Here is a 13,539-nt window from a genome sequence, read left to right on the forward strand (position 1 = left end):
CCGCATACTGTAGATGGACAAATGTATACATCGCGAGGGAGATCAATAAATACACAATAACTATAAGGTTATAATGCGGCGTCTTTTCACTGTCTCCCGTGTTACGGGGAAGGAAAACCATGTCGCTTATCACTGATTTACCCGCCATTTTCAACCAATTCTCCGACGCTCGTCAGAAAGGCTTCCTTACCGTAATGGATCTTAAAGAGCAGGGAATTCCGCTCGTTGGGACCTATTGCACCTTTATGCCGCAAGAGATCGCGATGGCTGCTGGCGCTGTTGTCGTTTCGCTGTGTTCCACCTCTGACGAAACCATTGAAGAAGCTGAAAAGGACCTCCCGCGTAACCTCTGTCCGTTGATCAAAAGCAGCTACGGCTTTGGTAAAACCGACAAATGCCCCTACTTCTACTTTTCTGACCTGGTGGTGGGCGAAACCACCTGCGACGGCAAGAAGAAGATGTACGAGTACATGGCCGAATTTAAAGCGGTACATGTGATGCAACTGCCCAACAGCGCCAACGATGCGGCCTCTCGTGCGCTATGGAAAGCTGAGATCCTGCGTCTGCAACAAGGTATCGAAGCCCGTTTTGGTACCCCTATTACCGAAGCTGCGCTACGTGAAGCCATTATGCTCAAAAACAGAGAACGTCGCGCGCTGGCGAATTTCTACCGCGTTGGCCAACTCAACCCGCCTGCGCTCAGCGGCAGTGACATCCTGAAAGTGGTGTACGGCGCGACCTTCCGTTTTGATAAAGAGGCGCTTATCGACGAGCTGAACAGCATGGCCGAGCGCGTACGTCAGGAATGGCAGGACGGCAAACGCCTGGAATCACGGCCCCGCATTCTGATCACCGGTTGTCCTATTGGCGGTGCGGCAGAAAAAGTGGTCCGCGCCATTGAAGATAACGGCGGCTGGGTGGTGGGCTATGAAAACTGCACCGGTGCTAAAGCCACAGAACAGTGCGTGGAAGAAACCGGCGACGTCTATGATGCGCTGACCGATAAATATCTCGCTATTGGTTGCTCCTGTATCTCACCTAACGATCAGCGTCTGAAAATGCTCAGCCAGATGGTCGAAGAGTATCAAGCCGACGGCGTTGTCGATGTTATCCTACAAGCCTGTCATACCTATGCCGTTGAATCACTTGCGATTAAACGCCACGTTCGCCAGCAACACAATATTCCTTATATCGCCATTGAAACTGACTACTCCAGCGCAGATATCGGCCAGTTGAGCACCCGCGTTGCCGCGTTTATTGAAATGCTGTGAGGAGCACGGATGACATACTCAATAGGGATCGATTCCGGCTCCACGGCGACCAAAGGCATTCTGCTGGAAGGAGGTATTATCAAACGCCGCTTCCTCTGCCCTACGCCTTTTCGCCCCGCAGAAGCGATCGCGCAGGCATGGGAAACACTGCAAGCCGGGCTGGATGTACGACCGTTTTTAACCCTCACGGGTTACGGACGTCAGCTCGTGGATTATGCCGATAAGCAGGTCACTGAAATTTCCTGTCATGGACTGGGGGCGCGCTTGCTGGCGCCCGACACCCGTATGGTGATTGATATCGGCGGTCAGGACAGTAAAGTCATACAGCTGGACGATGATGGCAACCTCAGCGATTTTTTAATGAACGACAAATGTGCGGCCGGGACCGGACGGTTTCTGGAAGTCATCTCACGCACACTTGGCGCCAGTGTGGAGCAACTCGATACCATTACCGCAGGCGTAGAACCACATGCTATCAGCAGCATGTGTACGGTGTTTGCCGAGTCAGAAGTTATCAGCCTGCGCTCAGCAGGCATTGCGCCGGAAGCGATTCTGGCAGGCGTGATCAATGCGATGGCCAGACGCAGCGCGAACTTTATCGGGCGGCTTTCAGCACAAGGGCCATTGTTGTTTACCGGCGGCGTCAGCCACTGCAACGCCTTCGCGCGTATGCTCGAAGGGCATCTCGGCATCCCCGTTCATACCCATCCCGACGCACAATTTGCCGGTGCCGTGGGTGCAGCACTGATTGGCCATCGTCAGAGGAAACGCCAGTGACGGAAACGCTGTTCTTATTTCATTCCACCGTCGGCGTCATCAAAATGCGCAAGGCGTTACAGGCTGCAGCGATCAACTTTCGGGTGGCGGATATCCCCCGCCAGCTGCGCGGTGGCTGCGGATTGTGTATCTATGTGAACTGTGCTGCGGATGAGGAAGCGCAGTGGGTGATCCCGGGACATACCGAATCTATTTACCGCTTTGAGGACGGAGAGTGGCGCTGCATTGCCACGTTTGCCGCCTCCTGACCGCTCAAGCCCGTCTGTTTATAATACATACCAAAATAATTCGAGTTGCATGAAGGTGGCAAACGAGTGAATACCAAGGAGCGAACACAAGTACGTGACTGGGGTTAGCGAGTGCAGCCAACGCACAGGCAACTTGAAGTATGACGGGTATATTCATAAAGAGTAACAGGATCCCAGTAAGCGTATATTGTTGGTGTCAGTTTGGACACGGGCAGTGCTCAAACTGGCAAGTAAAATAGCCTAATGGGATAAGCGCTAAGCCAGAAAGTCACCAGATATATATAGTGTTCAGATGACTCCGCAATTCAATATCAAAATTTAATAGCACACAAATAACAGCCAGACATTTTCTAGTTCTTTTTACAAAGAACTGGCGGAAAATGTGTAAAAATGGACATATCAATTCAACATCAACAACGCTCGCGGAAATAGCTTATACCATGACTAAAAACCCCATTATTGGTCTAATTGTTCTTTTCAGCTTAGTTGATATAGTAAAGGGTTATAGAAATTGTTGGCAGCGTGGATTCGTTTATTATATTGACATCCACAACGGTATTTCTTTGGCAGGAGATAGCGTTTGTTTTACAAGCCTGCTCCATTGCTTGTGTTTTTTTATCAATATGAAAATAGCGGGAAGAAAGACTCAATATAAAAAGGTATCTTACTGAAGATACCTTTTTCATATCATAACAAAAAGTTAGAACTGATAGGTCAGGCCTGCAACGACTTCGTTGTCACCGTTAGTGCCATTGAGGAGGTTAATCTTGTAACCAACATCAGCAACGATGTTTTTATTGAAGTAGTAGTCTGTACCCAGCGCGACATATTCGGTCAGGTCAGTATTGTTGTCATCACGCGCATGCACATAAGCCACGTTCGGACGCAGACCGAAATCAAACACATAGGCAGCCATCGCTTCAAAGTGCTGCGCTTTGTCCGCGTCCTGAATCAGGTTATGGGATTCGCCATACATGGTCGCAACGTAGATAGCGTTAGCGTCATACTTCAGGCCAGCCCCCCAGAACTCTGCGTTTTCCCCATTCCAGCCGTGTTGTTTCTGATCGGTAGTCACCGCACTGGTTGAATAGGCTGCAACAGCAGACACACCAGAATCCGCGATGTTGTCATAGCCCAGAGAGAAGCCGTAGCCGTTACCATGCTGCTTAGCAGGGTTAGCGTCGGAATCATCCTGACCCTGGTATTGCGCAGCCACGTTTACGCCATCAACGGCGCCAAACAGATTTTTGGTACGGAGTGTTGCAACACCAGAAGTGCGTGTAGTAAGGAAACGGTCAGTATCTTCATAGGAGTCACCACCGAACTCTGACAGAGTGTCAGTGTAAACTCCCACATCGTAAGCGATACCGTAGTTACGGCCATAGTCAAAGCTAATGTTGTGACCATAATCCAGGCCAGCAAACGCCAGACGTGTATTAACGCCATTCTGCGACCCTTCTGCTTTAGAGGCATCAAACTGACTTTCAAACTGGCCATAACCGGTCAGTTGATCGTTGATTTGTGTCTCGCCGCGGAAACCCAGACGTGCATAGGTACCGTCAGTATCAGTACCATCAGTCCAGGAATGAACCGCTTTTACTTTGCCGTACAGATCCAGTTTGTTGCCATCTTTGTTATAAATTTCCGCTGCATGAACGGAAGTTACCCCTAATGCCATCACTGTTAATGCCACTGCTGTCTTTTTCATATTTTTACTCACTTTTAATTGTGAATTTTGCTATCAACTTTGTTATGAGGGCAGCGTGCCCACATAAAAAAGTCCCCTATCAAGTAAGGGGAAAAATCAATAACATACCAATAAAGGTAATAATGAAGTGGCAAGACATAATTCATTTTCAGGATTTTAAATAAAATCCAGACAGAGAATGGCTATTTTTATTCCTGGGGTTCACTCTGATTAATAGAACGATGTAACATTAATGCCTCAGCAATAATATCCTGTTTACTTTTTCGTGTTTCATATGCCAACGTTCGAACATATTCCCACAGAGAGGTATCGACACGAGCACTTAAAAGAACCATATCTTTAGATCGGGTACCCCTTGCTTTTCGAATATCGGGATAATCTCGAGAGGGCATAGTCAACTCCTGAACGCAATAACACGCTTATGGCGATGAAATATGCAGCCAGTGTAAAAACATGTCAATGGCAAAAATATCCTCACAATAGTAATAAAACTGTTAATAAACAGCCAAAAAATGGAACGTCATTTCAAATGAAAGATAACTTTATTATAGAATAATATGTAATGATTGCTTTACGTATATTGTTTCTTATTCACCTGACTAAAAAATTGAGTACTGGAAATGATAATCACGATACGTAATCAAAACATCATTCCGGCCAATAGGTTACATAGCGTTATTAATGTCTACATTCGCATAAAACGCCTTTTTTTATGCGATGTTAGGCAAGATTAATCGGCTCAAACTTCTGCGCAAATCACTTTAATTCTCACTTAACATTGGTCAGCTTTGTCTAAAAATAAGCACGGAAAGGTAAATTTAAGGTAACGAAGGCATTCTTTCGCCTTTAAAAATAAGTCATTTTTAATTGATACAAATCAATTTTTACTCTGCTCTCACGGCGCAAGAAAATCACCATCCGACAGGATGGAAACAATTTATTACGCCGAATTTAACGTGCGAAAATGGGGGAATGTATCGTAATACAACAGAACAAAGTGAAGCGCGGACTGAAACAGTCCGCGTTGTACTCAGCGGGAGAAATCAGGCGTTAACTTTATCCAGTGGCCAGGATTCAAACAGATAGCCATCAAAGTCGATGTCATCGACATTAGAAAACTCCAGCAGACGCTGTTTGACGTTTTCCAGATGCTGCCACATCGCCAGCTTGGCCGCACGGGCGTCCTTTTTGATCAACGCCGCCAGGATCTGCTTATGGTCACCCAGCCATTCTTTGCGGTAATGCGTATCGTCGAGATGGCTGTGTAGCTGGATCCACATTGGGTTGTTCTCACGCCACTGCCAGGACTGGCGAAACAGTTCCACCAACATACTGTTATGCGTCGCCTCAGCAATGGCGAGATGGAACTGCATATCACCGCTTTCTGTACCGTTCGGTTCGCTGGAAGCCAGTTCTCGCTCTTCCAGTTGTAACGCCTGGCGCATTTTGACGATATCTTCGCGGGTAGCCTGCAGAGCAGCAAATTCAGCAATATTGCTTTCAAGTAGCTGACGAGCCTGTAACAGCTCAAAAGGACCGGCATCGTTACAATGGTTCACATCGGTGTTATCCATTGCCTGAGCGTCTTCGTTATCAAGCACATAGATCCCGGCTCCACGCCGCACGTCCACCAGCCCTTTAATTTCCAGCATGATTAACGCTTCGCGTACCACCGTTCGGGTGACATTGAGCATCTCGGCAATTTCACGCTCCGGCGGCAGGCGCTCACCAGGATTGTACGGCGTCTGTACAATTAGATCGCGGATCATTGCGCCCACTTCCTGGTAGGGCCTTTGCTGAGAAGTGTTCGATTTCATAATGTTATGCCCGTCAGATACGTTTATTCAGATCCGGTGATTCGGTATCGAACTATAGCATTTGTGGAGAGCCAAAAACAGGAAACGGGTCAACCAAATAGACTTTTGATTGACCCGTCATCGTGGGGAAGTTATGCGTCAGCGCTTAACGCCGCAACGCACTCACGCGCGCCCTGCTCACACAGCTGTTGATAGCTCGCGATAATCGCATCGACAAAGTCGGCCTTTTCCGCTAAATCGTGACCAAAAATCCCGCTTAATCCCAGCAGAGCCGTAACACGTTCGGCTCCCTGATATTGCTGGTTGATCCGCTGATATTCCGCCAGTAATGGGTCGACAACGTCAATTGCCTGCCCCTGCTCATCCACACCCAGGGTGTAACGCATCCAGCCCGCCACACCCAGCGCCAGGTGTCGCCAGTCGCTGCCGTTCTGCAGATGCAGACGTACTGGATCCAGCAAGCGCTGCGGCAGTTTCTGGCTGCCGTCCATCGCAATCTGCCATGTACGGTGGCGCAGGGAAGGATTACTGAAGCGCTCAATCAGCAGCGTCGCATAGGCTTTAAGATCGGTGCCTTCCGGCATAGAGAGCGTCGGAGCCTGCTCCTGCATCATCAGTGCAAAGGCTGCTTTGCGGTATGCCGGATTAGTCATGGTATCCGCGATGGTTTCATACCCACCGAGGTAGCCCAGATAGGCAAGGAAAGAGTGGCTGCCGTTAAGCATGCGCAGCTTCATCATTTCAAATGGCACCACGTCGGCAACAAACTGCGCACCGACTTTATCCCAGTCAGGACGACCATTAACAAAGTTATCTTCAATCACCCACTGGCGGAACGGCTCACAGGCGATAGCACACGGATCATACACGCCCAGTTGATCAGCGACTTCCTGTAACATCTCAGGGGTCGCCGCCGGAACGATACGATCCACCATAGTGCACGGGAAGGTAGCGTGAGTTTCAATCCATTTCGCCAGCTCCGGATCGCGCGCTTGTGCCAGCCCCAGCACCGCGACTTTTGCCACATGACCGTTTTCACGAACGTTGTCGCAGGACATCACGGTAAAGGCCGCCAGTCCCTGCTCACGGCGCAGATGCAGCGCCTGCACAATGTAGCCAATAGCCGATTTCGGTGCCGCCGGGTTTGCCAGATCATGTTGGATCAGTGGATTATTGAGATCTAACTGACCGCTGGCAGCATCCGTGCAGTAGCCTTTTTCGGTTACCGTCAGAGAGACAATCGCCGTCTGCGGTCGCGCCATAGCCTGCAGAATACCGTCACAACCATCAAGATCCGGGTGTAACGCTTCTTTCATCGAGCCGATGACTTTCAGCACGGTGTCGTCAGCCCCTTTCTCCGCCACGGTATACAGAAGCTGCTGCTTTTTCAGATTTTCGATCAGCACACGGTCATTACCCGGCATCAGGTTCACTTCACAGATGCCCCAGTCGCTGTCTGTTTGTTCCAGTAAATGGTGCGTATACAACGCCTGATGCGCACGGTGAAAAGCACCGCATCCCAGGTGAACCATACGGGATTGCAGACGAGAATGATCCCACGCCGGGCGTGCAACCGGCAGGTTGCTGTTAGCAATTGTCGTAGTCATCGCGAACTCCATAACCCATCGGAAATGCCGACGGGAAGAGAAAAGAACAAAGCCGGCACGGCACGTCGCCCTGCCGGTCTGGTTTAGCGGCTAAAAAAAGCGCGCTGAATAGCCATTTCAACGCCACGGACTTCCGCCAGCCCTTTCAGGCGCCCAATCGCGGAATAGCCAGGGTTGGTTTTCTTTTTCAGATCGTCGAGCATCTGGTGACCATGATCCGGGCGCATCGGGATCAAATCCTCCTGGCCCTGGGCCTTACGGCGATGCTCTTCTTCCACGATTGCCTTCACTACTTCGTACATGTCGACATCACCATTGAGATGCGCCGCTTCATGGAAGGTTTTCGGGTTGTCTTCACGCAGTGTCGACCGAAGATGGGTGAAGTAAATACGCGGACCAAACTGCTTGATCATATCGACCAGATCGTTGTCTGCGCGAACACCGTAAGAGCCGGTACACATGGTGAAACCGTTGGCCATGCTGCTGACCGTATCGACCATCCATTGCATATCTTCCACGGTGGAAACAATACGCGGCAGGCCGAGGATTGGGCGCGGCGGATCGTCCGGATGTACCGCCATGCGTACGCCCACTTCTTCCGCGACCGGGATAATCGCCTTCAGGAAGACGGCGAAATTCTCACGTAGCGCGGCTTTATCAATATCTTTATAACGCTCAAGGTGCTGGCGGAACTGATCGAGGGTATACCCTTCTTCCGCGCCCGGCAGGCCGGCGATGATATTGCGGGTCAGACGGGCCTTATCTTCATCACTCATGGTCGTGAAACGTTGATTCGCCTGGGCGATTTCTTCAGCGCTGTAGTCGGCTTCTGCGCCTGGACGTTTGAGGATATGCAGCTCAAATGCGGCAAATTCAATCTGATCAAAACGCAACGCTTTGGAACCGTCCGGCAGAACATATTCCAGATCGGTACGTGTCCAGTCGAGAACAGGCATAAAGTTGTAGCACACAGTACGAATGCCACACTGTGCCAGATTGCGCAGTGACTGCTGGTAATTGGCAATCCACTGAAGATAGTTACCGGAACGGGTTTTGATATCTTCGTGGATTGGCACGCTCTCCACGACTGACCACACCAGACCCGCCTGTTCAACAATGGCTTTACGCTTCTGGATCTCATCAACTGACCATACTTCCCCGTTCGGGATATGGTGCAAAGCAGTAACAACGCCCGTCGCCCCCGCCTGACGTACATCAGCTAAAGTGACCGGATCGTTCGGACCATACCAGCGCCATGTCTGTTCCATGCTCTATTCCTCATTTACGTAATGGGCTCGACAATATGGCACATAAATTCCTCCTTTTGGTATGACATGTCAACCTAAATGGGAATATTGGTTAACCAAATCACAATAATGGCGATGTTTGCCAGTGATGACAAAACCCAAAACTACATCAGCAGTGCAAATCTGTAACGCAATGTGACATTCATCGCATCAATGGTTAACCAATTTATATAACATCTCAACCAAAATCATAATAGTTCAACCAAAGAAGGCAGACGTTTTATGCACGTTCTCAATATTCTGTGGGTAGTATTCGGCATCGGTCTGATGCTGGTTCTCAATTTAAGATTCAAAATAAACTCAATGGTCGCCTTGCTATTGGCGGCGCTCTCCGTCGGTATGCTGGCGGGCATGGATTTAATGGAACTGCTGCACACCATGAAGTCCGGCTTTGGCAGTACGCTGGGGGAACTGGCGATTATCGTGGTGTTTGGTGCGGTTATCGGCAAGTTGATGGTCGACTCCGGGGCGGCACATCAGATTGCCCATACGCTGCTGGCGCGCCTCGGTCTGCGCTATGTACAGCTATCGGTGATCATTATTGGCCTGATCTTCGGCCTGGCAATGTTCTATGAAGTGGCCTTTATTATGCTGGCTCCGCTGGTGATCGTCATTGCCGCCGAAGCGAAGATCCCGTTCCTGAAACTGGCTATCCCTGCCGTCGCCGCCGCAACCACCGCGCACTCGCTGTTTCCACCTCAGCCGGGACCGGTAGCGCTGGTCAACGCCTATGGCGCCGATATGGGCATGGTTTATATCTACGGTATTCTGGTGACGATCCCAAGCGTGATCTGTGCAGGGCTGATCCTGCCGAAGTTCCTCGGTAATCTTGATCGCCCGACGCCTTCATTTATGAAAGCCGATGTGCCGGTTGACCAGAATAATTTGCCGTCATTCGGCGTGTCGATTCTGGTGCCGCTGATCCCGGCGATCATTATGATCTCCACTACCATCGCCAATATCTGGCTGGTTAAAGGGACTCAGGCCTGGGAAGTGGTGAACTTCTTAGGTTCTTCTCCGATTGCGATGTTCATCGCTATGATTGTCGCCTTTGTGCTGTTCGGTACCGCGCGTGGCCATGACATGCAGTGGGTAATGAACGCCTTTGAAAATGCGGTGAAAAGCATCGCGATGGTGATCCTGATTATCGGTGCGGGCGGCGTACTGAAGCAGACCATTATCGATACCGGTATCGGTGATACGATTGGCATGCTGATGTCACACGGCAACATTTCACCGTACATCATGGCGTGGCTCATCACCGTACTTATCCGTCTGGCAACCGGCCAGGGCGTCGTGTCAGCAATGACCGCCGCGGGGATTATCAGCGCAGCGATCCTCGATCCCGCAACGGGTCAGTTAGTTGGCGTCGATCCGGCATTACTGGTACTGGCAACGGCGGCGGGCTCCAACACCCTGACCCATATCAACGATGCCTCATTCTGGCTGTTCAAAGGTTACTTTGACCTGTCAGTGAAGGACACGCTGAAGACCTGGGGTTTACTGGAGCTGGTTAACTCCGTGGTCGGCCTGATTATCGTATTGATCATCAGTATGATTGCATAATATTGTCATTCCGCTCTGGCCTTCAGTGCCAGAGCGTTCATCAACAAAAATCTCAACAATCCTCAATAATCAGATACACCGCCTTCACCGGACCATGCACCCCAACCACCTTAATCAGCTCAATATCCGCCGTTGAACTCGGCCCACTGATGATGTTAATGCACGACGGCATACGCTCACCGGCCAGCGCTTTCTGATGCAGAATTTCTGCCAACTGCGCCACACGCGGCAGGATGGTGCTTTTGCGCAGGACAAAAATAGAAGACTCCGGCAGCAGGCTTAATGAGCGTCCGCGCTCGGGTGCAGAAAAGAGGACCACACCGCCCGACTCCGTTAAGCCATACTCGGCATACACCACCCCGACTTTCGCCTGCTCGGCCTGGGTAATATTCTCCTCGCCACGGGCCGGGTCCCAGACCACGGCGTTACATTCCTGTTTCAGGCGCTCGCTGATCCCCAGAACTGCCAGCCGACTGTCGCCGCTAAGCACCACCGATTGCTGACCAAGTTCTTCACACAGACGTAATGCCGCGTCTGCCGCCTGCGCTTCACTGGTCAGTTCGCAGCGTGCCAGCATGACATCAGTAGCGAACTGGATAAAGGCATCACAACGCTGCTGCTGGTTGAGTTCAGTCAGTCGCTCGTTCGCATAGTTGTTAACCGGTGCCGCATCTGGTTCCGGTACAAATCGCACCTGCCGACCCAACGCTCCGGCGATAGTGTTTAAAAACGCGGTACGGTTATCCATTCTTTTTATCCTCCGCCTGATGTTTTCTAAACCAGCTACGGAAACTCTCTCCGTCAGCACCAGGAAGATCGCGTGACTCCATCCAGTCGTTAATGGCTCCCACCTTAAGCGGTGTTTTTCCGCCATTAATAAACCAGCTCGCCGCATGGGCTCCCGCCATCATCCCGACTTTCCACAACCCTGGATGGCTATTAGCATACGCAAACATTTTGATCGCCCGCCGCTCCGCTTTCGGGGTAATGCCCTGCTCCGCCATCACTCTGCGATGACGCAGAATCAGTTTAGAAAGAGGGATATGCACCGGACATACGCTGTCGCAAGCCGTGCACAATGAACAGGCGTAAGGCAGATCTTTAAAATCCTTATAACCGCCGAGCAACGGAGAAATCACCGCACCAATAGGACCTGGATAGATAGAGCCATACCCGTGCCCACCAATATGGCGATATGCCGGACAGGTGTTCATACAGGCCCCGCAGCGTATACAGCGCAGCACGTCACGAAACTCAGAACCGAGCACCTGCGAGCGCCCGTTATCCACAATGACCAGGTGAAACTCTTCTGGCCCGTCAACGTTATCCGCCTCACGCGGACCGGTAAGCCAGGTATTGTAGCCTGTCAGACGTGCGCCAACAGCACTACGCGCCAGCATGGTGATGAGCACATCAACATCAGCAAACGTCGGTGCAATACGCTCCATTCCCATCACCGCAATGTGCGTTTTCGGCAATGTGGTACACATCCGCGCATTACCTTCGTTGGTGACAAGGCAAACAGAGCCGGTCTCCGCCACGGCGAAATTACACCCGGTGATCCCGATTTCGGCACTGAGAAAATCTTCGCGGATCTTCTGACGGATAAATAAAGTCATTGCTTCGGGCGTTTCCGGGCCGTCGTAGCCCAGGCGTTCGTTTAGCACGCGGCGGATCTGATACCGATCTTTATGGATAGCCGGAACCACCACATGCGAAGGAGGATCCTGATCCAACTGGAGAATATATTCACCCAGATCGGTTTCGATCACCTGGATTCCGGCATCCTGCAACACATGGTTGATACCGATTTCTTCAGTCACCATCGACTTTGACTTCACCACTTTGCGCGCATTTTTACTCTGCGCGACCTGCAAAATGTAGCGGGTGGCCTCTTCTTTGGTCTTCGCGAAATAGACGTGGCCGCCATTTTCGGTCACTTTCTCGGAGAGTTGATACAGATAAGCATCGAGATTACTCAGAACATGGTCACGGATCTGGCTGGCCCGGTCGCGCCACGCTTCCCAGTGCCCTAATTCGTCGACCATTTTTTGGCGATTCGCACCGATACGCTCCTGCGCATTGGCCACAGCTTTGCGCATAATCGGATCTTCGATTTGCTGACGAATGCGCATCTTGAACTCTACATCGCTGGTTTTTATCGACATACTTTTCTCCTCAGCGGCTCATCAGCACTTCAGCAATATGCATCACTTTGACCGGCTGGCCTTCTCGCTGCAGACGGCCACCGATGTTCAGCAGACAACTGACATCAGCACCAATCAAATATTCCGGACGGGCATCCATCATGTGGACGACTTTCTCTTTCACCATCTCGCCCGATATTTCGGCCATTTTGACCGAGAAAGTACCGCCAAAGCCGCAGCAGGTATCCTGATCGGCAAACGTCAACAGCTCCAGACCACGCACATTTTTCAGTAGCGTAAGCGGTTCTTCCTTCACGCCCAGCTTGCGAGTCAGGCTGCAGGACGGATGATAAACCGCCTTCCCTTGCAAACTGGCCCCCACATCAACTACCCCCAACTTGTTAACGATAAAGGAGGTGAGATCCTGCATGCGCGCAGCAACCCTTTCCGCACGTAGCGCCCATTCAGGCTCATCGACCAGATACGCCGGATAGCTTTTCACCGCGTAAGTACAAGAGCCTGCCGGAGAGATTATCGGATCATCATTATCTTCCATCGCGGCGATCAGGTTTTTCATCCCCGGAATCGCTTCTTTGATATAACCACTGTTGATGGCTGGCTGGCCGCAGCACCCTTGTTTCTCAGGGAAATTAACGCGGCAGCCCAGTTTTTCCAGCAGCAATACGGAATCACGTGCCATCCGGGACTTCAGCGCGTCACCAATACAGGTGACAAAGAAATTTACATTCACAATAAATACTCCATCGCTTCATTTCTATTTATTGCGCTTGATATCGCTATATCAAGCAAAGGTTCAGCCGTGTATCACGCCCAGTTTTTCGGTTTTTTTGGTTTTACTAATGACTGAGTTCATAGTGATGCCCGGATCGTTTTCCGTTGGTGGCGACTCTCCGCTTCTTATATCAGGACAATCGCAAACGTCTGTATTTTCATTTGTATGACAAAACCAAATAATCCTCTAATCAACAAGCATATGCAATACCCATGTTTATTTCTTTCGGCCTCGCTCACATTTTTATATTGGAAACCATAGCGTTATTAAAACCTTAAAAACAGTTTCAGGTGATGAC

The 13,539-nt window shown here is 50.6% G+C and carries 11 protein-coding genes; 4 read left to right on the forward strand and 7 right to left on the reverse strand.

What is annotated here, in order from left to right; all coding sequences use genetic code 11:
* Positions 1-119 precede the first annotated feature (119 nt).
* The 3 genes from SK36_RS17955 to SK36_RS17965 are packed head-to-tail and all read left to right on the forward strand — an operon-like array spanning position 120 to position 2,296.
* Complete coding sequence (locus SK36_RS17955; RefSeq protein ID WP_045439359.1) at positions 120-1,271, forward strand: double-cubane-cluster-containing anaerobic reductase; 1,152 nt, start codon at positions 120-122, stop codon at positions 1,269-1,271.
* 9 nt (positions 1,272-1,280) lie between these two features.
* On the forward strand, positions 1,281-2,048 hold the full coding sequence (gene yjiL, locus SK36_RS17960; protein WP_045439357.1) for a putative 2-hydroxyacyl-CoA dehydratase activator YjiL: 768 nt from the start codon (positions 1,281-1,283) through the stop codon (positions 2,046-2,048).
* Positions 2,045-2,296 carry a putative Se/S carrier protein gene (locus tag SK36_RS17965; RefSeq protein WP_045439354.1) on the forward strand — a complete coding sequence of 84 codons (252 nt, stop codon included), beginning with the start codon at positions 2,045-2,047 and terminating at the stop codon, positions 2,294-2,296. The genes yjiL and SK36_RS17965 overlap by 4 nt, the downstream gene beginning before the upstream one ends.
* A gap of 700 nt (positions 2,297-2,996) precedes the next feature.
* Here the strand turns inward: SK36_RS17965 and SK36_RS17970 are convergent.
* The 4 genes from SK36_RS17970 to uxuA all read right to left on the reverse strand — a co-directional run bounded on the left by SK36_RS17970 (position 2,997) and on the right by uxuA (position 8,696).
* Complete coding sequence (locus SK36_RS17970) at positions 2,997-4,004, reverse strand: porin (protein WP_048222161.1); 1,008 nt, start codon at positions 4,002-4,004, stop codon at positions 2,997-2,999.
* 1,043 nt (positions 4,005-5,047) lie between these two features.
* A complete protein-coding gene (gene uxuR, locus SK36_RS17980) occupies positions 5,048-5,821 on the reverse strand; it encodes a Uxu operon transcriptional regulator (protein ID WP_048222166.1) in 774 nt (257 codons plus the stop codon).
* A gap of 131 nt (positions 5,822-5,952) precedes the next feature.
* On the reverse strand, positions 5,953-7,428 hold the full coding sequence (locus SK36_RS17985; protein WP_048222168.1) for a fructuronate reductase: 1,476 nt from the start codon (positions 7,426-7,428) through the stop codon (positions 5,953-5,955).
* 83 nt (positions 7,429-7,511) lie between these two features.
* Positions 7,512-8,696: a mannonate dehydratase gene (uxuA, locus tag SK36_RS17990; protein ID WP_045439339.1), complete on the reverse strand. Its 1,185-nt coding sequence runs from the start codon at positions 8,694-8,696 to the stop codon at positions 7,512-7,514.
* A 261-nt stretch (positions 8,697-8,957) separates the two neighbouring features.
* On the opposite strand from uxuA, the gene gntP reads away from it, so the two are divergent.
* Positions 8,958-10,301, forward strand: a complete 1,344-nt coding sequence (gene gntP / locus SK36_RS17995) for a gluconate permease GntP (protein ID WP_038636883.1) — start codon at positions 8,958-8,960, stop codon at positions 10,299-10,301.
* Positions 10,302-10,353: 52 nt separating this feature from the next.
* Here the strand turns inward: gntP and SK36_RS18000 are convergent, their stop codons facing one another.
* The 3 genes from SK36_RS18000 to SK36_RS18010 are packed head-to-tail and all read right to left on the reverse strand — an operon-like array spanning position 10,354 to position 13,199.
* Positions 10,354-11,049: a LutC/YkgG family protein gene (locus SK36_RS18000; protein ID WP_048222170.1), complete on the reverse strand. Its 696-nt coding sequence runs from the start codon at positions 11,047-11,049 to the stop codon at positions 10,354-10,356.
* Positions 11,042-12,469, reverse strand: coding sequence for a LutB/LldF family L-lactate oxidation iron-sulfur protein (locus tag SK36_RS18005; protein WP_048222173.1), 1,428 nt, complete (start codon positions 12,467-12,469; stop codon positions 11,042-11,044). Before SK36_RS18005 ends, SK36_RS18000 begins: the two co-directional genes overlap by 8 nt.
* A gap of 10 nt (positions 12,470-12,479) precedes the next feature.
* Positions 12,480-13,199: a (Fe-S)-binding protein gene (locus SK36_RS18010; RefSeq protein ID WP_048222174.1), complete on the reverse strand. Its 720-nt coding sequence runs from the start codon at positions 13,197-13,199 to the stop codon at positions 12,480-12,482.
* Positions 13,200-13,539 lie beyond the last annotated feature (340 nt).

It is taken from the genome of Citrobacter sp. MGH106 (genome assembly GCF_001037495.1).
In the GTDB taxonomy this organism is placed as follows: Bacteria; Pseudomonadota; Gammaproteobacteria; order Enterobacterales; family Enterobacteriaceae; genus Citrobacter; species Citrobacter murliniae.

What these genes read in the sequence shown, in the direction of transcription:
- SK36_RS17970 (WP_048222161.1), bottom strand. Translation starts at nt 4,004, where the DNA reads ATGAAAAAGACAGCAGTGGCATTAACAGTGATGGCATTAGGGGTAACT.
- uxuA (WP_045439339.1), bottom strand. Translation starts at nt 8,696, where the DNA reads ATGGAACAGACATGGCGCTGGTATGGTCCGAACGATCCGGTCACTTTA.
- yjiL (WP_045439357.1), top strand. Translation starts at nt 1,281, where the DNA reads ATGACATACTCAATAGGGATCGATTCCGGCTCCACGGCGACCAAAGGC.
- uxuR (WP_048222166.1), bottom strand. Translation starts at nt 5,821, where the DNA reads ATGAAATCGAACACTTCTCAGCAAAGGCCCTACCAGGAAGTGGGCGCA.
- SK36_RS17985 (WP_048222168.1), bottom strand. Translation starts at nt 7,428, where the DNA reads ATGACTACGACAATTGCTAACAGCAACCTGCCGGTTGCACGCCCGGCG.
- SK36_RS18000 (WP_048222170.1), bottom strand. Translation starts at nt 11,049, where the DNA reads ATGGATAACCGTACCGCGTTTTTAAACACTATCGCCGGAGCGTTGGGT.
- SK36_RS17955 (WP_045439359.1), top strand. Translation starts at nt 120, where the DNA reads ATGTCGCTTATCACTGATTTACCCGCCATTTTCAACCAATTCTCCGAC.
- SK36_RS18005 (WP_048222173.1), bottom strand. Translation starts at nt 12,469, where the DNA reads ATGTCGATAAAAACCAGCGATGTAGAGTTCAAGATGCGCATTCGTCAG.
- gntP (WP_038636883.1), top strand. Translation starts at nt 8,958, where the DNA reads ATGCACGTTCTCAATATTCTGTGGGTAGTATTCGGCATCGGTCTGATG.